This window comes from Streptomyces sp. GL_140, from assembly GCF_057834465.1.
Map to the genome: position 1 here is coordinate 5923346 of NZ_CM174404.1, position 20261 is coordinate 5943606.

The following is a 20261-nucleotide window of genomic DNA, read 5'->3' on the forward strand; positions in this document are numbered from 1 at the left end:
GCCTCTTTCCCTACGCGGATCAGTGCGCGAGGGCTCCGCGGCCGCAGGCCTGCTCCGCCTCGGCCGGGTCCGGCGCTCCGCGACCCCGCAGCAGGACCGTGGCGAGCACCGCCGCCGCGAGGAGCAGGACCGTACCGCCCCAGGCCGCGTACTGCATTCCGTGGACGAAGGCCTCGCGGGCCAGGGCCAGGACCTGTCCGCCCGGTGCGCCGCCGAGCTGCTGCGCCGTGGCCACCGCTCCGCCCAGGGTCTCCCGTACGGCGGGCTCGGAGTCCGCGAGGTCGGAGCGGTAGACGGCGGTGCCGAGGCTGCCCAGGACGGCCATCCCCAGGGCGCCGCCGAACTCCTGGCCGGTCTCCAGCAGGGAGGCGGCGGAGCCGGCCTTCTCGGCGGGGGCGGCGCCGAGCGCCATGTCGGAGACCAGGGACATCACGGTGACGATGCCGCTGGCGAGGACGCCGGCGCCGGTCAGCAGCAGCCACAGGGAGTCCGTGCCGACCAGGCTGATCAGGGCGAACCCGGCGGCGGCGAGGGCGAAGCCGCCGGAGATGACGTAGGCCCGGTCGGTCTTCTGGGCGAGCACGGCGCTGACCGGGGCGGCGGCGCCGATGAGGAGGGACGGCGCCAGGCTCCAGAGGGCGGCTTCGAGGGTGCCCATGCCGAGCACCGACTGCAGGTACTGGGTGTTGAAGTAGGCCGAGCCCATCATGGCGAAGGCGGCGATGGTGTTCAGGCCGATGCCGGCTCCGAAGCCGCGGCCCCGGAAGAGGGCCCGGGAGACCATGGCGTCCTCACGGGTGCGCTGGCGGCGGACGAAGGCGTATCCGAAGGCCAGGCCTACGGCGATGCAGGCGGCGTGGAGCGGGGTGAAGCCCTCGGCGGCGATCTCCTTGAGGCCGTAGACCACCGGCAGGACGGCGGCCATGGACAGGGGCACGCTCAGCAGGTCGAAGCGGCCGGGGGCCGGGTCCTTGAACTCGGGGACCAGCACGGGGACCAGGGCGAGCAGGAGCAGCATCGCGGGCACGTTGATCAGGAAGACCGAGCCCCACCAGAAGTGGTTCAGCATCACGCCGCTCAGCACCGAGCCCAGCGCGATGCCGCCGGTCATGGCCCCGGACCAGATCGCGATGGCCTTGCCGCGCTGCTTGTCGTCCTGGAAGAGGTTGCGGACCAGGGCGAGCGTGGAGGGCATCAAGGTCGCGCCGCCGACGCCGAGCAGCACGCGGGCCGCGATGAGCATCTCGGCGCTGGAGGCGTAGGCCGCGGCGACGGAGGCGAGTCCGAAGGCCGCCGCTCCGATCAGCAGCAGCTTGCGGCGGCCGATCCGGTCCCCGAGCGAGCCCATCGTGATCAGCAGGCCGGAGAGGGCGAAGGCGTAGCTGTCGAAGATCCAGAGCTGCTGGGTGGAGCTGGGGTCGAGCTCCCGGGTGATGGCCGGGATGGCGAAGTAGAGGACGGAGACGTCCATCGAGACCAGGAGCAGGGGGAGCACGAGAACGGTGAAGGCGATCCATTCCCGGCGACCGGCGAGACGTGCTGCGGGGTTCGTCATGAGCAGCAATGCACAAGCGTCATAAACGAGTGTCTAGTACGCCCGTATAGATTTCTGACGGCCGTATGGAACGGTCGTGTGGAACGGCCGTGTGGGGCGGTTGCCCTATACGGACGTCTTGCTACCGTGGGGCCATGGGACATCGCGAAGATCTACTGGAAGGCGCCAAGGCGTGCCTGGTCGAGAAGGGTTTCGTGCGCACGACCGCGCGCGACATCGTCAAGGCCTCGGGTGCGAATCTGGCCTCCATCGGCTACCACTACGGCTCCAAGGACGAGCTCCTGACGCAGGCGTTCCTCGCCTTGGTCGAGACGTGGGGCGACCAGTTCACGGCTGGTGTGGAAGGTGAGGGCGGCTCGCTGGAGCGCTTCCGTTCCGTGTGGGACGGGGTGCATGCCGGACATGAGTCCTCGGCCCCGATCTGGGCGGCCAGCATGGAGGTCGCGCTGACCCGGGAGCGGCTGCCGGAGCTGCGGGCGCTGCTCGCCGCCTCGCAGGGGGAGGGGCGCAAGGCGCTGATCTCCATGTTCACCGGAGTGCCCGAGGAGGAGGTGACCGAGGGCGATCTGCGGACGACCGGTGCCTTCTACCAGGCCCTGCTCAACGGGTTCATGCTCCAGTGGCTCTTCGACCCGGAGTCGGCCGCGACCCCGGCGGAACTGACCGAGGGGATGCGGCGGGCGGTGGAGGCGATGGCGAAGGCGGCGCCCGACGCCGAAGCCGGGGGCCGGATCTGAGGGGGAGTCCCCTCGAGTTGTACGCGTCGGGCGCGGCGCCCGCCTACTTCGGCGGCGCCGTGCGCCGACGCGGTCCGCCGCCGGGACGACCCGGCGGGGTGTCGCTGCCGCCGCCCGCGGGCGGGCGCACCGAGCGGTAGCCCGGGTGGACGCCCGGAGTCAGGCCCTGAGCGGCCGCCAGTCGGCCCAGCAGGGAAGCCAGTTGCTCGTGTTCCTCCGCCGACAGGGGCTCGCAGACCTGCTGTTCGTGCGCCGTCGCCACCTCGCGCAGATCGGCCAGCAGGGCGGTCCCGGCGTCGGCGAGGAACAGCGCGTACAGCCGCCGGTCCTCCGGGTTGCGGCGGCGCTCGATCAGCCCGCGCGCCTCCAGGTCGTCGGCGAAGGCCACGAAGCGGCTCGGCGGCATGCCGAGTACGTCGGCCAGTTCGCGCTGGCTGCGGCCGGGGGTGCGGGCCAGTAGGCGCAACAGCCCCGCCTGGGCGGGGGTCAGGTCGAGCGCGGAGACCCGCTCGGCGAAGCGGCCGGCCGCGTGTGCGCCGAGTTGGGCCAGCAGGAAGGCCACGCCGCCGTGCGGGCGCGGGCCGCCGTCACCGTCATCCGTCGTTCCCATGGGGAAACCGTAACAGCTTGACAATCGTTTCGGCTTGTAATCATTCTAGAAAGGAACGGACTGGACGGACGAGGAGACGAGAACGCCATGACCGCCGCACATGCCCCCGTGGAAACGGCCGACCGGACGGGCCGAGGGCCCCAGGCCGGGCCGCCCCTGCTGGCCCCCGTACTGGCCCTGGTCGGCCTGACCATCGCCTACGTGGCCTTGAACCGGGCCACCCCGCACCCCGACGCCACCGGCCTGGAGGTCCTGCACTACGCCGCCGGGCACCGCACCACCGCACAGCTCGGCGCCCTCCTCCTGCTCGGCGCGGCCGTCCCGATGGCCCTGATCGCAGCCGTCCTCTACCGGCGACTGCGCGCGCTCGGCATCACCGCACCCGGATCCGCGATCACCCTGGCCGGCGGGGTGCTGGCCGCCGCGGCCCTGATGCTGAGCGCCATGTCCGGCTGGGCGGGGGCCCGGCTCACGGACGGCGCCGGACCCGACCTCGCGCGGGCCCTGGCCGACTTGGCGTTCTTCGCCGGCGGACCCGCGTACTCCGCGATGTTCGCCCTGCTGCTCGCCGGGGTCGCCGTCCCCGGGCTGCTCGCGGGGCTGCTGCCCAGGCCCCTGGCGTGGGCCGGGCTGGTGCTGGCCGCCGTCGGGATGCTGGCCCTGCTCGGGCTGGTGGTGGACGGGTTCCAGTACCTGCTGCCCGTGCTGCGCTTCGGCGGGCTCGCCTGGCTGGTGTGGGTCGCGGTGAAGCTCCCGCGGACCCGGCACGGCCTCGGCCGGGCGGGGGCGCGCTGAGATGACGAGCTACCCCGAACTGGACGGCCGTACGGTCGTCGTCACGGGCGGCAGTCGCGGCATCGGAGCCGCCACCGCCCATGCCTTCGCCGCGCAGGGGGCCCGGGTCTGTGTCGTCGGCAGGGACGCGCAGGCACTGGCCGGCGTGGTGGAGGCGATCGGCGCCGAGGGCGGTACGGCGATGTCCGTGACCGCCGACGTCACGGACGCGGCGGCGCTGGCCCGGGTCCGGCAGGAGACCGAAGGGCGGCTGGGCCCGGTGGACGTACTGGCGGCCTTCGCGGGCGGCCAGGGTCGGCCGGTCCCCACCCCGGAACTCACCGAGGAGCGCTGGCGCGAGGTCCTGGACTCGGACCTCACCTCCGCCTTCCTGACCGTACGGACCTTCCTGCCCGGCATGCTGGAGCGCGGCCGCGGCTGCGTGATCACCATGTCCTCCGCGGCGGGCCGCCGGCCCAGCCAGGCGAACCTCGCCTACGGGGTGGCCAACGCCGGGCTGGTGATGCTGACCCAGCACCTGGCGACCGAGCTCGGCCCGCGCGGGATCCGCGTCAACTGCCTGGCGCCCTCGGTGATCCTGACCGAGCGGACCGCGGTCGGGATGCCGGTGGAGATCCGTGAACAGCTCGCGCGGATCCACCCGCTGGGCAGGCTCGGCCTTCCCGGGGACGTGGCCGCCTGCGCGCTCTTCCTCGCCTCGGACGGGGCGTCCTGGCTCAGCGGGGTCACCCTGGACGTCGCGGGCGGCCGGATCACGGGGTGATCCGGCGCGGCACCCCCTAGCCGTGCAGCCGGGCCGCCTTGAGGGACATGTGGAGCAGCAGCCGGTCCTCGCCCTCGTCCAGGTCCAGGCCGGTCAGCTGTTCCACCCGGGCGAGGCGGTAGTACAGGGTCTGGCGGTGGATGCCCAGGGCCGCCGCCGCGCGGCCCGCCTGCCCGGCGCAGTCCAGGAACACCTCGGCGGTCCGGGCCAGTTGGGTGTGGGCAGGGCCGAGCAGGGTGCGGGCCGCCGGGTCGTCCAGGGCCTCGGCGGTCACGGAGGCCAGCATCCGGTAGGGCCCGATCGCGGACCACTGCGCGACCGGTCCGAGCAGGGGCTGGGCGAGGGCGGCCCGCGCCGCCGCGGCGGCCTGCTGCCAGGCGGTCGGCAGCCCGGCGAGGGTCCGCAGCGGGTCGGACACCCCGGCCGTGGCCCCGGGGGCGCCCGGTCCCGCCGTCGCGCGGGGGAGGAGGCGGGAGACGGCCGTCAGGGCCGGAGCCAGGGCGTCCGTGCCGCGGAGCCGGACCAGCACCGCCAGCGACCGCCCGGACGGGGCGCTGCCGCCGACCGGGTCGCCCGGGCCGGTGCCGGGCTCCTCCTCGGCGGCCGCCCGCCAGGGGGCCACGCACACCGCCGCCGCCCCGGGGACCGATGCCGGAGCCTCCCCGGGCCACGGGGTCACGCACACCGCGGCGTGCGGTCCGTCGGCCCCCGGACCGAGCGCCACCCGTAGCGCCGCCACCGCCATGTCCTGCTGCCAGCCGCGCCCGGCGGTGAGCACCGCGCGGAACTCCCGGGACAGGTCGGCCCCCGCGCGGGCCTCCTCCGCGAGGAGGACCCCGATCCGCTGGGCCACCTCCATGGCCGCGGCCAGCGCTCCCGCGTCGATTCCGGGCTCCTGGTCGAGGAGCCACACGTAGCCCTGGACGATCCCGCGGTAGCGCACCGGCAGGCAGATCCGGCCCCGGAAGACCCCGGCCTCCGGGGCGGCCGGGATCCGGACGGGTTCGGAGGCGCGGGCGATTCCGAAGCCCTCGAACCAGGCCCGGACGGCGGCCGTCGACTGGCGGGTGAGGATCGAGCGGGTCCGGACCGGGTCCATCGCGAGATCGTCGTCGCTGTCGTGGGCGCCGAAGGCGATGAGGCGGAAGTCCCGGTTCTCCAGCGTCGCCGGAGCGCCGAGCAGCGCCGAGATCTCGTCCACCAGGTCCTGGTAATCGCCCTTCACTCGGACATTCTCCCACCCCGCGACCGGGTCTTCAGACACATGTATGAGATCCGGGCCACGGATGCGTGACAGCTGTCGATGGCAGAGGATCGTGGAGATCCCTAGGTTTCACGGTGGTTTTACTTGCGTTTTCCTGATGGCCGCCGTCGTCCCGGCATCGGCCTTTTGTCGGCTTCTGCCCGCCACCCGTTGGAGGTACCCGTGCTGGGTCCCGCGATCCTCGCCGCCTCACGCAGCGACAAGATGCGCCGAATCGTCTCTGCCGCCCCGGTGACCAAGCCCGTGGTGAACCGGTTCATCCCCGGTGAGACGGTCGATCAGGTCATCCCGATCGTCGAGGACCTCACGGGCAAGGGACTGGAGGTGACCCTCGACGTCGTCGGCGAGGACATCACCACCGTGGAGCAGTCGCACGCCGCCCGCGACGCCTACCTCCAGCTCATCGAGCAGCTCGCCCACCTGGGCCTCGGCGAGACCGTCGAGATGTCCGTGAAGCTGTCGATGTTCGGCCAAGCGCTGGAGGGCGGCCACGAGCTCGCCCTCGCCAACGTCCGCCCGGTCGTCGAGGCCGCCGCCGCCATCGGCACCACCGTGACCCTGGACGCCGAGGACCACACCACCCTCGACTCGATGTTCGCCATCCACGAGGAGCTGCGCCGCGAGTTCCCGCAGACCGGCTGCGTGATCCAGGCGTACCTCTTCCGCACCGAGGCCGACGCCCGGCGCCTGGCCGCCGCGGGCAGCCGCGTACGGATCGTCAAGGGCGCCTACAAGGAGCCCGCCGAGGTCGCGTACCTGGACAAGGCCGAGATCGACAAGGCGTACGTCCGCATCATGAAGATCCTGATGGAGGGCGAGGGCTACCCGATGATCGGGTCCCACGACCCGCGCCTGATCGCCATCGGCCAGGAGCTCGCCCGGCAGGCGGGACGCAAGCTCGACGAATACGAGTTCCAGATGCTGTACGGCATCCGCAGCGAGGAGCACCTGCGGCTGGCCGCCGAGGGCCACCGGATGCGCGTCTACACGGCGTACGGGACGGACTGGTACGGCTACTTCATGCGGCGCCTCGCCGAGAAGCCGGCCAACCTGCTCTTCTTCCTCCGCTCGATGATCACCAAGAACTAGGCACCCCACCAGCTCAAGGTCCCTCCTCCTCCCCCCTCAGCTCAAGGAGTTCCCGCCCCATGGATGCTGTGACCCAGGTCCCCGCGCCGGTCAACGAGCCGGTCCACTCGTACGCCCCCGGCACCCCGGAGCGCGCGCGCCTCGAAACGCAGCTCAAGCAGCTGTCCGAGAACCCGATCGACCTCCCGATGACCATCAACGGCGTCAAGCGGATGGGCGGCGGCGAGCGCTTCGACGTCGTGCAGCCGCACGACCACAAGTCGGTCATCGGCACCTACGCGAACGCCACGCAGGCCGACGCCCAGGAAGCCGTCGACGCCGCCCTGGCCGCCGCCCCGGCCTGGCGCTCGATGTCCTTCGACGACCGCGCCGCGATCATCCTGCGCGCCGCCGAGCTGCTGTCCGGTCCGTGGCGCGAGAAGCTGGCCGCGTCCACCATGCTGGGCCAGTCGAAGACCGCGCAGCAGGCCGAGATCGACACCCCGTGCGAGCTCGTCGACTTCTGGCGCTTCAACGTCCACTTCGCCCGCCAGATCCTGGCCGAGCAGCCGGTCGCGAACTCCGCCGGCGTGTGGAACCGCAGCGACCACCGCCCGCTCGAGGGCTTCGTCTATGCGATCACGCCGTTCAACTTCACGGCCATCGCCGGCAACCTGCCGACCGCCCCCGCCCTGATGGGCAACGTGGTCGTGTGGAAGCCCTCCCCGACGCAGACCCACTCCGCGGTCCTCCTCATGGAGCTGCTGGAGGAGGCCGGCCTGCCGAAGGGTGTCATCAACCTGGTGACGGGCGACGGCATCGCCGTCTCCGACGTGGCGCTGACCCACCCGGAGCTCGCGGGCATCCACTTCACCGGTTCCACCAAGACCTTCCAGTACCTGTGGAAGACGGTCGGCACCAACATCGAGAAGTACAAGTCCTACCCGCGCCTGGTCGGCGAGACCGGCGGCAAGGACTTCGTCGTCGCGCACCCGTCCGCGGACCGCGCGATCCTCAAGACCGCGCTGACCCGCGGCTCCTTCGAGTTCCAGGGCCAGAAGTGCTCGGCGTCCTCGCGCGCCTACGTCCCGGCCTCGATCTGGAACGACGGCTTCAAGGAGGCCTTCGCGGCCGAGGTCGACGGCATCACCATGGGTGACGTCCGCGACCTGACCAACTTCATCGGCGCGGTCATCGACGAGCGCTCCTTCGCGAAGAACAAGGCCGCCATCGACCGGGCGATCGCCGACCCGACCTGCGAGATCATCGCCGGTGGCACCTACGACGACTCGGAGGGCTACTTCGTCCGCCCGACCGTCATCGCGTGCACGGACCCGGAGAACGAGGTCTTCACGACCGAGTACTTCGGCCCGATCCTGGCGATCCACGTCTACGAGGACGCCGAGTTCGACGCGATGCTGGCGCAGATGGAGTCGGTGTCGGCGTACGCGCTGACCGGCGCCGTCATCGCGCAGGACCGCTACGCGGCCGCCGACGCGATGGAGAAGCTCCGCTTCGCGGCGGGCAACTTCTACATCAACGACAAGTCGACCGGCGCCGTCGTCGGCCAGCAGCCCTTCGGCGGCGGCCGTGCCTCGGGCACCAACGACAAGGCCGGCGCCGCTTCGAACCTGATGCGCTGGACCTCGACCCGCTCCATCAAGGAGACGCTGGTCCCGCCGACCGAGTACGGCTACCCGCACATGGGCTGACCTGCGCCCCACTGAACCCCGCCCCCGTTCCGGTACCCCCAAGTCCGGAGCGGGGGCGGTTTCCATTTCGCGGCGCCCGCGCGCCCAAGAGACGGCCTAGACCTCCACCAGGACCTGGTCCAGGGACTTGCGGACCAGGTCCGGGACCTCGCAGTCGGCCGACGGGTAACCGACCGGGATCACCGCGAAGGCCTTCTCGTTCTCGGGGCGGTTCAGGACGTGGGACAGGAACCGCATCGGGCTCGGGGTGTGGATCAGGGCGGCCAGGCCGGAGAGGTGGAGCGCGGACAGGAGCATGCCGACCGCGATGCCGACGGACTCGTCCACGTAGTAGTGCTTGTGCTTCGTCCCGTCCTCGCCGAGCCAGTAGCGCTGCTGGAAGACCACGATCAGGGCCGGGGCGTCCGTCAGATGGGTCTTCACCGCGTCCGTGCCGATCGGGCGCAGGGCCGCGAGCCACTCGTCGCCGAGGCGGCCGTCGTAGGACAGCTGCTCCTCCTGCTCGGCGGCCGCCCGGATCTGCTCCCGTACGGCCGGGTCCTTGACCAGGACGAAGGTCCACGGCTGCTGGTGCGCCCCGGAGGGCGCGGTCGCGGCGCACGCGATGGCGTCCCGCACCACCTGCTCGGGCACCGGGTCGGGGGAGAAGTGGCGTACGGTCCTGCGCTCGTCCATCCGCGTGCGCAACTCGGCGGCGCGCGCGAGGGATTCCTCGCCCGCCATCCGCTCCGGCCGGTAGGGGGCGGGACGGTACGGCTGGCCGTGGATCGGGGTCCACTGCTGGGTATCGGGAGACATGGGCCGAGTCTGCCGAGGCAATGGTCCAGACCGCCATACCCGCGTCGGCCGAATCCGGCCGGTGAGCGCCGCTCCGCGTCCGCATGCCGGGCACCGGCACGGGCCGGGGCCGATTGGTACGGTCGCGGCATGGGTGACCGGGACGCACAGGACGTAGGGACGGGGGCCGTGCTCCTGCGGCACACCGCACAGCTCGGCGAGGGGGAGGTGGGGCGGGTGCGGGAGTTGCTCGACGGGGCCTTCGCGGGGGAGTTCGGGGACGAGGACTTCGAGCACGCGCTCGGCGGGATGCACGCGCTGGTGTACGAGGGCGGGGAGCTCGTCGCGCACGGGAGCGTCGTGCAGCGGCGGGTGCTGCACGACGGGCGGGCGCTGCGCACCGGGTACGTCGAGGCCGTGGCCGTGCGGGCCGACCGGCGGCGGTGCGGGCTCGGCGGGGTGGTGATGGAGGCGATCGAGGGGGTCGTCGCGCGGGCCTACGTGCTCGGGGCGCTCAGTGCCTCCGCCGCCGGGGCCCGGTTGTACGCCGGGCGGGGCTGGCAGGTGTGGGGCGGGGAGATCGGGGTGCTCGGGCCCGGGGGGCCCGAGCGGCTCGCCGACGAGGAGGGGTCCACGTACGTGTGGACGCCGCCCGGCGGCGGGGTCCGGCCGGACCCCGCCGCCGGTCCCCTGCGGTTCGACTGGCGCGAAGGGGACGTCCTGTAGCCGTGGTGGCTAGGACCCCGAGATGCTCGGCGCGCCCGACTCGATGTGGCCGGTGTAGCGGCGCGACCAGGTGCCGTCGGAGTCGGCCAGGATCGTGAAGTCGTACCAGCCGTTGCTGTAGGCGACGGCGTTGAAGTAGTCCTCCCGGAAGGAGTTCGCCGGGACGGTGTACGTCCACGGGCCGTCCGTGCGGTAGGCGTTCGAGCGGATGGTGAAGGTGACCGGCGAGGCCGAGCTGTTGGTCATCTTGAAGTAGACGGCCGTCTTGCCCGTGCCCGGCTCCACCGCGAAGCGGGCCGCGACCTCGATCGACTTGCCCGCCTTGGACGCGTCGCCGATGAAGCGCCGCAGGAAGCGGTTCGGCCCGTACATCGAGATGTCGTACTTGCCGGAGCCGCTGCCGGTGCCGATGTTGAAGTAGTCCGTGGACGTGGCGCCGACGTCCACCGTGTACTGCCAGGCGGCCGTGTCGCGGTACTGGTGCGGGTGGATCGAGAAGTGCGCCGCCTGCTTGGCCTCCGCGCCGGCGTTCGTCATGGAGAACCAGGCCAGGATCTTGCCGGCCGCCCCGAACTCGAAGCGGTCCAGGTTTCCGTTCACCTGGTACGGAAGGGCGCGCGCCGGCCGCGTCCCGGCCTCCTGCACCGGCTGCGCGTTGTCCTGCGGCGCCGGGTTGGAGAGCGGGCCGCAGGTCGCCTGGCCGATGACCTTGGCCGTGGACGGGAGACCCGCGGGGACCCCGTAGACCGGGTGCGCGAAGTCGAAGACGCCCGTCAGGTCGCCCGTGACCTTGCGGCGCCACGCGCTGATGTTGGGACAGGTGGCCGGGGTGCCCAGGGCCGCCGTCCAGCTCTCCATGAAGCGCAGCACGGAGGTGTGGTCGAAGACCTCGGAGCTCACCCAGCCGCCGCGGGTCCACGGGGACATCACGATCATCGGGACGCGGAAGCCGAGCCCGATCGGGACGCCGTCGATGTACTCGCCGGCCGTGCCGGGCGGGGCGATCGGCGGCGGGACGTGGTCGAAGAAGCCGTCGTTCTCGTCGTAGTTGAGGAACAGGACGGTGGAGTCGAAGACCTCGGGGTTCGCCGACAGGGCGCGGTAGACCAGGTCCACGAAGTGCGCGCCGTCGCCGGGCGGGGCGTACGGGTGCTCGGAGAAGGCCTCGTTCGCCACGACCCAGGAGACCTGGGGAAGGGTGCCGGCGACCACGTCCGCGCGGATGGCGGCGGCGATGTCGTCGGGGGTGGAGCCGGTGACCTTGGGGACGGAGCCCATGCCGCGGTCCCACAGGGGGTTGCCGGGCGCGGCGTCCGTGAACTTCTTGAAGTAGGCGAGCCCGTTGTCCCCGTAGTTGTCCTGGGCGTTCTGGTAGACCTTCCAGCTCATCCCGGCACGCTGGAGGGCCTCGGCGTACGTCTCCCAGGTCAGCCCGGACTCGTCGCCGCCGTCCTTGCTGCCGGAGTCGACCTTGCCGCTCCACAGGAAGGTGCGGTTGGGGCCGGTCGCGCTCAGGGTGGAGCAGAAGTAGGCGTCGCAGATGGTGTAGTTGTCGGCGAGGCCGTAGTGGAACGGTATGTCCCCGCGGTCGAGGTAGCCCAGGGTGCGGGTGTTGCCGACACCGGTGACGAAGTTGTCCATGCGGCCCTTGTTCCAGGCCGCGTGCTGCGAGGTCCAGCTGTGCGGGAGGTCGCCGTTGCACTGGGCGAGGGTCTCGCCGTCGACGCCGCCCACCGCGGGGGTGGAGCTGAGCTTCCACGGGTACTGGCGGCCGCCCCAGTTGGGCTGGTTGAACGTGCCCCAGCCGCCCGGGATGTTGCCGGCGGCGCGGTCACTGAAGCCGCGGACACCCTTCAGCTTGCCGAAGTAGTGGTCGAAGCTGCGGTTCTCCTGCATCAGGATCACCACGTGCTTCACATCGGTGATCGTGCCGGACGCGGCGGCAGCGGCCGCCGACGTCGGCGCGATCGCGGGCAGGGCGGCCCCCGCCATCAGCCCGGCGCCGATTCCCACGAATCCTCTGCGGCTGATCGGTGTCACTGGCTACTCGCCTCCAACTCAAGTGCCCCGCTGGCACATTGACGGCAAGAGTGACGGTAGCCGCGCCAAAGGTCTACATCCGTGCGGTAAGAACTCGGTGAACATCCGGGTGGCTGGAATCAGCCTTCGATCCGTACGAGCATCTTGCCCAGATTGTCCCCGCGGAACATGCCCAGGAAGGCGTCCACCGTGTGATCGAATCCCTGTACAACGGCGATGTCGGTGCCGATCCGGCCACTGCGCAGGAGTGGGACGAGGAGGTCTTCCAGCCCGTCCTGGAGATTGGTGTGATTGCGAACCAATACCCCTTCCAGGCGCAACGACTCGTGTGCGACCTCGAAGAGGTTGCGGGGCGCGGCGGGGGAGCGGTCGCCGTTGTACATCGAGATCCCGCCGACCCGCGCGATCCGGCCGAACTCGCGCAGCACGTCGATCGCGCCCTCCAGATGGTCCCCGCCCACGTTGTCCGCGTAGACGTCGATACCGCCCCCGGTGGCAGCGGCCACCTGCGCGAGCTGCTCGCCGACCGGCCCGTCGTGGTAGTCGAAGGCAGCGTCGAAGCCGAGGGTCCCGGTGAGGTGGTGGACCCTCGCCGCCGAGCCCGCGCTGCCGATGATCCGGCGGGCGCCGAGGAGCCGGGCGATGCGGCCGGTGGCCGTTCCGACCCCGCCGGCGGACCGGGCGGCGCGGGAGCGCTGGAGGGCGTGCTGCGGATCGCCGCGTTCCGCAGCGCGGCCCTGCACCTGCTGCCGCCCGTCCTGGAGCGGCTCACCGCCCGCCACCCGGGCATCCGCCCGGAGGTCCGGGTGGTCCGCGAGAGCGGCGCAGGCGCGGCCGGGGAGGTCGCCGCGGGCCGCGCGGACCTCGGCAATCGCCACCCTGGGCGCGGCGCACGGCCTGATGGACTGGGACGAGACCTGCGGCTCCTGGACGCGGGCCTGGTGGCGGGCGCAGGACCGGATCCCGCGGGCGACCGTCAAGGCGGAGGACGACGCGATGGTGCTGACCATGGTCGGCCGGGGGCTCGGTATGGCGATCATGCCGGAGCTGTCCCTCCGGGAGGCGACCGAGGCCGTCGACATCACCGGTTTGGGTCCGCGGGGGCCGGTGAGGCAGGTGGGATACGTCACCACGCCGGAATCCGCCTCAACCCTCGCTGTAAGGGCTCTGATCAGCGAATTCCGTGCCGGGAACGGCTGAAATCGAGGTCCCGGAAGCGGCCTTCCGGGCGGTTCGCCGTCTCAGATACTAGGAAGTCCGAGTAATTGCGGGGACATACAGCGGGAGCTGCCCTAGCTTTGTAGAAGCCGAACGTCTCGCCGATCGGGCGAATGGCGGTCGAGAGCGTGCGCCCTGTGACAGGCAACCCCTGTCGCGCACCGCTCCCCGCCTCATCCGGCGCCTTGAAGGAATCCCTCATCCGTGGCCCCGCCACGTTGTGATCTCAAGGAGTCGATCACCATGACCCACACCCCCACCACCGCCGCCCGTCGCGTCCGTCGCTCCGCCGCCGCCGACGCGGACCGCAAGAACGCCGCCGCCGCCCTCCAGCGGGCGCTGGACCGCCGCGACAACGGCGGCTCGACCGGCCACTGAGCGACCCGTCGGCCGACCGTCGGCCCACAGGCCCCGTCCCGGACATATCGAGTCCACATAGTGGACTCGATATGTCTGAGGGATGGGACAAGGAGTACGGTTCCACCATGTCGACCAGCATCAATCTCGCAGTGATCCCCGGTGATGGCATCGGCCAGGAAGTCGTGGCTCAGGGCCTCAAGGTCCTTACCGCGGTCCTGCCCCAGGATGTGAAGCTGGAGACCAAGGAATACGACCTCGGCGCCCAGCGCTGGCACCGCACCGGTGAGACCCTCCCGGAAGCGGAGCTCGAAGCCCTCAAGCACCACGACGCGATCCTGCTGGGCGCCATCGGCGACCCCTCGGTCCCGTCCGGGGTCCTCGAGCGCGGTCTGCTGCTGAAGCTCCGCTTCGCCTTCGACCACTTCATCAACCTGCGCCCGTCGAAGCTCTTCCCCAACACGGCCACCCCGCTCGCCGGCCGTCCGGAGATCGACTTCGTCGTGGTCCGCGAGGGCACCGAAGGCCCGTACACCGGCAACGGCGGCAGCCTGCGCACCGGCACCCCGGCCGAGGTGGCCACCGAGGTCAGCATCAACACGGCCTACGGTGTCGAGCGCGTGGTCCGTGACGCCTACGAGCGGGCCAACGACCGGCCGCGCAAGAAGCTGACGCTGGTCCACAAGAACAACGTCCTCGTGTACGCGGGCCACATGTGGAAGAACATCTTCGACAAGGTCGGCCAGGAGTACCCCGAGGTCACCACCGACTACCTGCACGTCGACGCCGCGACGATCTTCTTCGTCACGCAGCCCGAGCGCTTCGACGTCATCGTCACGGACAACCTCTTCGGTGACATTCTCACCGACCTGGCCGCGGCCGTGACCGGCGGAATCGGCCTGGCCGCCTCCGGGAACATCAACCCGACCGGCGCCTTCCCGTCCATGTTCGAGCCCGTCCACGGCTCGGCCCCGGACATCGCCGGCACCGGCAAGGCGGACCCGACCGCGACGATCCTCTCGGTCGCACTCCTCCTGCGCCACCTGGGCTACGAGGCCCAGGCCGTCCGCATCGAGGACGCGGTCTCCGCCGACCTCGCCGAGCGCGACGGCACCTTCCGCTCCACCGACGCGATCGGCGACGCCCTCGCCGCGCGAGTAGCCGGCTGACCCGGTAGCCCCACCTCGAGGAAGCCGCCGGGACGCGACCACCGCACCCGGCGGCTTTTCCTGTGCGGCCCCGGGTGCCACCATCTCCCCTGGGCCGCAATCGCCCCGTTTCACCGAAGCCTCCTCCCGCGCGATAATCGAACGCGAGGCCGCGGACTACGGGGAAGCTCGGACGTCCTAGTACGCCGTGAGCGCGGTCCGCCATACACAACCGGTGAAGGACAAGCACTCATGACGACGCCCACGATCGAGCTGAAGCCCTCCTCGACCCCCCTGTCCGCCGCGGAGCGCGAAGCGATCCTGGCGAACCCCGGATTCGGCCGCCACTTCACCGACCACATGGTCACGGTCAAGTGGACCGAGGGCCGCGGCTGGCACGATGCCGAGCTGGTCCCGTACGCGCCGCTGTCGATGGACCCGGCGAACATGACCCTGCACTACGCGCAGACCATCTTCGAGGGCCTCAAGGCGTACAAGCAGCCCGACGGCACCGTCGCCACCTTCCGGCCGCGGGCGAACGCCGAGCGCTTCCAGTCCTCCGCCCGCCGCATGGCGATGCCGGAGCTGCCGGCCGACCTGTTCATCGCCGCCTGCGACGCGCTCATCCAGCAGGACCGCGACTGGGTGCCGGACTCCGGCGAGGCCTCGCTGTACCTGCGGCCCTTCATGTTCGCCAGCGAGGTCGGCCTGGGCGTGCGCCCGGCCAACGAGTTCCTCTTCATCGTCATCGCCTCGCCCGCCGGCGCGTACTTCCCCGGCGGGGTCAAGCCGGTCTCCGTCTGGCTCTCCGAGGAGTACGTCCGCGCGGCCAAGGGCGGCACGGGTGCGGCCAAGACCGGCGGCAACTACGCTGCCTCCCTCGTCGCGCAGGCCCAGGCCGCCGCGCACGGCTGCGACCAGGTGGTCTGGCTCGACGCCGTCGAGCACCGCTGGATCGAGGAGATGGGCGGGATGAACCTGTACTTCGTCTACGCGGACGAGGACGGGACCCGGCGCATCGTCACCCCCGAGCTCACCGGCTCGCTCCTTCCGGGCATCACCCGCGACTCCCTCCTCACGATCGCCCGCGACCTCGGCTACACCGCCGAAGAGGGCCGGATCACCACCGAGGACTGGAAGCGCGACAACGAGAACGGCACCCTGACCGAGGTCTTCGCCTGCGGCACCGCCGCCGTCATCACCCCGGTCGGCTCGGTCAAGTCCGAGCGCGCCAACTGGACCCAGGGCAACGGCGAGCCCGGCGAGGTCACCATGAAGCTCCGCAAGGCGCTCCTGGACCTCCAGACCGGCCACGCCGCCGACACCCACGGCTGGATGCACCCGCTCGGCTAGCAGCCGCCCCCCGCACGCACGAAGGCCCGTACCCCTTGATCGAGGGGGTACGGGCCTTCGTGCGTTCGGGGAGCCCTGCCAGGGATCCCGTGGGGTGGCCGGCTGCTACGCGGCCACCGGCTCCTCCGCGGCGGTGGGGGCCCCGGTGGTGACGGGGGCCTGCTCGCGGGCGGTCAGGGCCGTGTAGACCAGGCCGCCGGCCAGGCCGGAGAGGATGAAGGAGCAGTCCACTCCGCCGGTCAGGGCCAGCAGCGGGCCCTCGTAGAACGGGGTGGTCACGGCGAGCAGGCCGACGCCCGCGCCGATGACCCAGGAGAGGGTGGCCTTCACGTTCCAGCCGTTGCGGTACCAGTAGATCCCGCCCACCGAGCGGCGGTTGAAGACCTGGAGGGCGTCGGCGTCGTACTTCCCGCGGCAGCGGACGAAGCCGATGAGGGTGATCACGGCCCACGGGGTGCCGATCGCGGTCAGCACCAGCACGAAGGAGGTCATCGCGGACTGGACGTTCCACTCGAAGGAGCCGACGAACACGAAGGCGGTGGCGACGGCGGCGGCGATCACGGTGGCCTTGGTGCGGGTGGCCTTGGGGACGATCGCGTCGAGGTCGAGGCCCATGGAGTACAGCATCAGCCCGGCGTTGCCCACCGAGCCGGCCGCGGCGGCGACGAGCAGCGGGACCAGGTACCAGAGCGGCGAGGCGGCCACCAGCGGACCGGCGTAGTCCTCGGCTCCGGCGCGGGCGGCCAGTGCGGTGAAGGTGCCGAAGAGCTGCGGGATCAGCAGGCCGATCAGCAGGCCGAAGCCGGTGGCCCAGAGCACCTTGCGGGGGCTGTGCTTCGCGGGCGAGATGTAGCGGGTGTAGTCGCCGAGCAGGGTGATGAAGGCGACGGGCCCGCTGAGCCCGGCGGCGACGGCGGCCAGCAGCCAGGTCGGCCAGAAGGAGCCCAGCAGGTAGGCGTCCACGGGCGCGGTGGTGGTGAAGTCCGGGGCGTAGGCGTAGATGCCGACGGCCAGCAGGATCACCATGCCGATGGACAGCACCTTGCTCATGCGCAGCAGCAGCCGGTAGCCGAAGACGGCTCCGACGACGGTACACGCGGCGAGTACGCCGTACATCACGGCCCGGGAGACGCCGGTGTCCGGCAGCCCGGTGAGCCGGGACAGGGCGCCGACCATGACGTCGCCGCCGATCCACAGGGTCAGGGCGGTGTAGCCGAGCGAGAGCAGCAGACCGACCACGGAGCCGACGAGTCGGCCGCGTACGCCGAACTGGGCTCCGCTGGAGGTGGAGAGGTTGGTCGCCGTGCGCAGCGATACCAGCGCCAGCGGCGCGGTGACGGCGATTCCGACGACGGTGCCGGTCACGATTGCGGTGAGCGAGGGCCACAGACCCAGTCCGAAGGACGGGGGCAGCCAGCCGAAGACGATCACACCGAGGCAGAGATTGGAGCCGAGGAGGATCGACATCAGGTCACGGGGACCGCTCGTTCGCTCCTCTTCCGGGATGGTGTCGACTCCGCGCTGTTCGATGGGCATGGGGGGACTCCCTTGGCAGGGCGGGGGGTGGCGATGCATTGTTTGAGCGACACTCAATGTGACCTAAGCCCTGGTCCCAGGTCAATGCTTCATTGCGGAGAAATGAAGAGTTAGAGTGATGCTCTAACCCATCGACTCAAAAGGTGGTGGATCGGCGTGCGGCTGACCCCTACGGAGCGCGACCGGCTGCTGCTCCGCAGCGCTGCGGAACTGGCCAGGGCCCGACGGGCCCGCGGACTCAAGCTCAACGTCCCGGAGGCGACCGCGCTCATCGCGGACACCGTCTGCGAGGCCGCCCGCGACGGCAAGCGGCTGGCGGAGGCCATCGAGGAGGCCCGCTCCGTGCTGGGCCCCGACGACGTCCTGCCCGGCGTCAGCGACGTGGTCACCGAGGTGCACGTGGAGGCCGTCTTCGACGACGGATCCCGCCTCGCCGTGGTCTCCTCGCCGATCCGCGGCGCCCTCGGCCTGGGCGAGAACGCCCCCGGCGCGGTCGTGCCGGGCCCCGGCGCCCCCCAGCCGGAGCCCACGGTCCACCTGCACGTGCGCAACACCGCCTCCGTGCCGGTCAGCGTCACCTCGCACTTCCACTTCTTCGAAGCCAACCCCCGCCTCGACTTCGACCGCGCCGCGGCCTACGGCATGCGGCTGTGCGTGCCCGCGGGCTCCTCGGTCCGCTTCGACCCCGGCGGCGAGGCCGAGGTCGGCCTGGTCCCGATCGGCGGCGAACGCATCGCCATCGGCTTCGCCGGACTGGTGGACGGCCCGCTGGACGCGCCCGGCGCGAAGGCGGAGGCCCTGCGCCGTGCGGCCGCCTGCGGCTACCTCGGAACCGGGACCACCGACGTCACGGACGGAGACCAGACGTGAGCAAGCAGACCAGGCACAGCGACCACTGCGCCCCCGGCAGCCGGCACATCGACCCGCACGAGTACGCCTCCGTATTCGGCCCCCGGGCCGGGGACCGCGTCCGGCTCGGCGACTCCGGGCTGACCGTGCGCGTGGAGTCCGACTCCCAGAAGCCCGGCGACGAGTTCCTGGCCGGCTTCGGCAAGACCGCCCGCGACGGCCTGCACCTCAAGGCCGCCGCCGTCCGCGACACCTGCGACGTCGTGATCAGCAACGTCCTGGTCATCGACGCCGTCCTCGGCATCCGCAAGGTCTCCATCGGCATCCGCGAGGGCCGCATCCACGCGATCGGCCGGGCCGGCAACCCCGACACCCTCGACGGGGTGGACGTGGTCGTCGGCACGGGTACGTCGATCGTCTCCGGCGAGGGCATGATCGCCACCGCCGGCGCCGTCGACACCCACGTGCACCTGCTCTCCCCGCGCATCATGGAGGCCTCGCTCGCCGCGGGCGTCACCACGATCATCGGCCAGGAGTTCGGACCGGTCTGGGGCGTGGGCGTCAACTCCCCGTGGGCGCTCAAGCACGCCTTCAACGCCTTCGACGCCTGGCCCGTCAACATCGGCTTCCTCGCCCGCGGCTCCTCCTCGGACCCGGCCCCGCTGATCGAGGCCCTGGCCGAGGGCGGCGCCAGCGGCTTCAAGGTCCACGAGGACATGGGCGCGCACACCCGCGCCCTGGACACCGCCCTGCGCGTTGCCGAGGAGCACGACGTACAGGTCGCCCTGCACAGCGACGGCCTCAACGAATGCCTCTCCGTCGAGGACACCCTGCGCGTCCTGGACGGCCGGACCATCCACGCCTTCCACATCGAGGGCTGCGGCGGCGGACACGTCCCCAACGTCCTGAAGATGGCCGGCGTACCCAACGTCATCGGCTCCTCCACCAACCCGACCCTGCCCTTCGGCCGGGACGCGGTCGCCGAGCACTACGGGATGATCGTCTCGGTCCACGACCTGAAGCCGGACCTGCCCGGCGACGCGGCCATGGCCCGCGACCGGATCCGCGCCGGCACCATGGGCGCCGAGGACGTGCTCCACGACCTGGGCGCCATCGGGATCACCTCCTCCGACGCCCAGGGCATGGGCCGCGCGGGCGAGACCATCCGGCGCACCTTCGCCATGGCCGCCAAGATGAAGGGCGAGCTGGGCCCGCTGGCCGGCGACGGCGAGGGCGACGACAACGCCCGCGTGCTGCGCTACATGGCCAAGCTGACCATCAACCCGGCCATCGCACACGGCCTGGCCCACGAGATCGGCTCCATCGAGGTCGGCAAGCTCGCCGACATCGTGCTGTGGCGCCCGCAGTTCTTCGGAGCCAAGCCGCAGCTGGTCCTCAAGTCCGGCTTCCCGGCCTACGGGGTCACCGGCGACCCCAACGCCGCCACCGACACCTGCGAACCGCTGGTCCTCGGACCGCAGTTCGGCTCGTACGGGGCCACCGCCGCCGACATCTCCGTCGCTTTCGTCTCGGCCGCCGCAGCGGCCCTGGGCAGCGACGAGATGCCGACCCGCCGCCGCCGCGTGGCCGTCCGCGGCACCCGCGGCATCGGCCCGGGGGACCTCCTCCTCAACTCCCGGGTGGGCGCGGTCGATGTGGACGCGCGCAGTGGCCTCGTCTCCCTCGACGGGGAACCGCTGCGCTCCGAAGCGGCCGACTCGGTCTCCCTCAACCGCCTGTACTTCCTTTAGAC

Annotated in this window: 17 protein-coding genes and 2 pseudogenes; 12 read left to right on the forward strand and 7 right to left on the reverse strand. The window is 71.5% G+C overall.

Annotated features, from left to right (window positions below; genetic code table 11):
- Positions 1–19: 19 nt before the first annotated feature.
- The gene (locus AC3IYJ_RS27465; RefSeq protein ID WP_489397390.1) at positions 20–1555 is read right to left on the reverse strand and encodes an MFS transporter; all 1536 of its coding nucleotides are present in this window, start codon (positions 1553–1555) and stop codon (positions 20–22) included.
- Between the two features lie 134 nt (positions 1556–1689).
- On the opposite strand from AC3IYJ_RS27465, the gene AC3IYJ_RS27470 reads away from it, so the two are divergent.
- Positions 1690–2292 (forward strand): TetR/AcrR family transcriptional regulator, encoded by a 603-nt coding sequence (locus tag AC3IYJ_RS27470; RefSeq protein WP_489397391.1) that lies wholly within the window; start codon positions 1690–1692, stop codon positions 2290–2292.
- A 43-nt stretch (positions 2293–2335) separates the two neighbouring features.
- Here the strand turns inward: AC3IYJ_RS27470 and AC3IYJ_RS27475 are convergent, their stop codons facing one another.
- Positions 2336–2902: a MarR family winged helix-turn-helix transcriptional regulator gene (locus AC3IYJ_RS27475; RefSeq protein ID WP_489397392.1), complete on the reverse strand. Its 567-nt coding sequence runs from the start codon at positions 2900–2902 to the stop codon at positions 2336–2338.
- An 87-nt stretch (positions 2903–2989) separates the two neighbouring features.
- Between AC3IYJ_RS27475 and AC3IYJ_RS27480 the strand changes: the two genes are divergently transcribed.
- Together AC3IYJ_RS27480 and AC3IYJ_RS27485 are read left to right on the forward strand one after the other, a co-directional pair.
- Positions 2990–3697, forward strand: coding sequence for a DUF4386 domain-containing protein (locus tag AC3IYJ_RS27480; RefSeq protein WP_489397393.1), 708 nt, complete (start codon positions 2990–2992; stop codon positions 3695–3697).
- 1 nt (position 3698) lies between these two features.
- Entirely contained in the window at positions 3699–4460 is a 762-nt protein-coding gene (locus AC3IYJ_RS27485) for an SDR family NAD(P)-dependent oxidoreductase (RefSeq protein WP_489397394.1), read from the forward strand.
- A gap of 16 nt (positions 4461–4476) precedes the next feature.
- Here the strand turns inward: AC3IYJ_RS27485 and AC3IYJ_RS27490 are convergent, their stop codons facing one another.
- Positions 4477–5685: a PucR family transcriptional regulator gene (locus tag AC3IYJ_RS27490; protein WP_489397395.1), complete on the reverse strand. Its 1209-nt coding sequence runs from the start codon at positions 5683–5685 to the stop codon at positions 4477–4479.
- Positions 5686–5886: 201 nt separating this feature from the next.
- Here AC3IYJ_RS27490 and AC3IYJ_RS27495 point away from each other — a divergent pair, with 201 nt between their 5' ends.
- Positions 5887–6813, forward strand: a complete 927-nt coding sequence (locus AC3IYJ_RS27495) for a proline dehydrogenase family protein (RefSeq protein ID WP_489397396.1) — start codon at positions 5887–5889, stop codon at positions 6811–6813.
- Between the two features lie 59 nt (positions 6814–6872).
- On the forward strand, positions 6873–8504 hold the full coding sequence (gene pruA, locus AC3IYJ_RS27500) for an L-glutamate gamma-semialdehyde dehydrogenase (protein ID WP_489397397.1): 1632 nt from the start codon (positions 6873–6875) through the stop codon (positions 8502–8504).
- A gap of 96 nt (positions 8505–8600) precedes the next feature.
- Here the strand turns inward: pruA and AC3IYJ_RS27505 are convergent, their stop codons facing one another.
- Positions 8601–9302, reverse strand: coding sequence for a nitroreductase family protein (locus tag AC3IYJ_RS27505; protein WP_489397398.1), 702 nt, complete (start codon positions 9300–9302; stop codon positions 8601–8603).
- Between the two features lie 129 nt (positions 9303–9431).
- Between AC3IYJ_RS27505 and AC3IYJ_RS27510 the strand changes: the two genes are divergently transcribed.
- Positions 9432–10007, forward strand: a complete 576-nt coding sequence (locus AC3IYJ_RS27510; RefSeq protein WP_489397399.1) for a GNAT family N-acetyltransferase — start codon at positions 9432–9434, stop codon at positions 10005–10007.
- Between the two features lie 9 nt (positions 10008–10016).
- Here the strand turns inward: AC3IYJ_RS27510 and AC3IYJ_RS27515 are convergent, their stop codons facing one another.
- Together AC3IYJ_RS27515 and AC3IYJ_RS27520 are read right to left on the reverse strand one after the other, a co-directional pair.
- Positions 10017–12047: a phosphocholine-specific phospholipase C gene (locus AC3IYJ_RS27515; protein WP_489397400.1), complete on the reverse strand. Its 2031-nt coding sequence runs from the start codon at positions 12045–12047 to the stop codon at positions 10017–10019.
- 119 nt (positions 12048–12166) lie between these two features.
- A pseudogene (locus AC3IYJ_RS27520) lies at positions 12167–12724 on the reverse strand (zinc-binding dehydrogenase); the annotation flags it as partial.
- 6 nt (positions 12725–12730) lie between these two features.
- On the opposite strand from AC3IYJ_RS27520, the pseudogene AC3IYJ_RS27525 reads away from it, so the two are divergent.
- The 4 genes and pseudogenes from AC3IYJ_RS27525 to AC3IYJ_RS27540 all read left to right on the forward strand — a co-directional run.
- A pseudogene (locus tag AC3IYJ_RS27525) lies at positions 12731–13247 on the forward strand (LysR substrate-binding domain-containing protein); the annotation flags it as partial.
- A gap of 261 nt (positions 13248–13508) precedes the next feature.
- The gene (locus AC3IYJ_RS27530) at positions 13509–13643 is read left to right on the forward strand and encodes a hypothetical protein (RefSeq protein ID WP_371618057.1); all 135 of its coding nucleotides are present in this window, start codon (positions 13509–13511) and stop codon (positions 13641–13643) included.
- Between the two features lie 107 nt (positions 13644–13750).
- The gene (locus AC3IYJ_RS27535; protein WP_330298747.1) at positions 13751–14791 is read left to right on the forward strand and encodes a 3-isopropylmalate dehydrogenase; all 1041 of its coding nucleotides are present in this window, start codon (positions 13751–13753) and stop codon (positions 14789–14791) included.
- A 231-nt stretch (positions 14792–15022) separates the two neighbouring features.
- The gene (locus tag AC3IYJ_RS27540; RefSeq protein ID WP_489397401.1) at positions 15023–16123 is read left to right on the forward strand and encodes a branched-chain amino acid aminotransferase; all 1101 of its coding nucleotides are present in this window, start codon (positions 15023–15025) and stop codon (positions 16121–16123) included.
- Positions 16124–16228: 105 nt separating this feature from the next.
- Here AC3IYJ_RS27540 and AC3IYJ_RS27545 read toward each other — a convergent pair whose 3' ends face one another.
- Positions 16229–17659, reverse strand: coding sequence for a cytosine permease (locus tag AC3IYJ_RS27545; RefSeq protein ID WP_489397402.1), 1431 nt, complete (start codon positions 17657–17659; stop codon positions 16229–16231).
- Positions 17660–17815: 156 nt separating this feature from the next.
- Here AC3IYJ_RS27545 and ureA point away from each other — a divergent pair, with 156 nt between their 5' ends.
- Together ureA and AC3IYJ_RS27555 are read left to right on the forward strand one after the other, a co-directional pair.
- Positions 17816–18529, forward strand: a complete 714-nt coding sequence (gene ureA / locus AC3IYJ_RS27550) for an urease subunit gamma (protein ID WP_489397403.1) — start codon at positions 17816–17818, stop codon at positions 18527–18529.
- The gene (locus tag AC3IYJ_RS27555) at positions 18526–20259 is read left to right on the forward strand and encodes an urease subunit alpha (protein WP_489397404.1); all 1734 of its coding nucleotides are present in this window, start codon (positions 18526–18528) and stop codon (positions 20257–20259) included. The genes ureA and AC3IYJ_RS27555 overlap by 4 nt, the downstream gene beginning before the upstream one ends.
- Positions 20260–20261 lie beyond the last annotated feature (2 nt).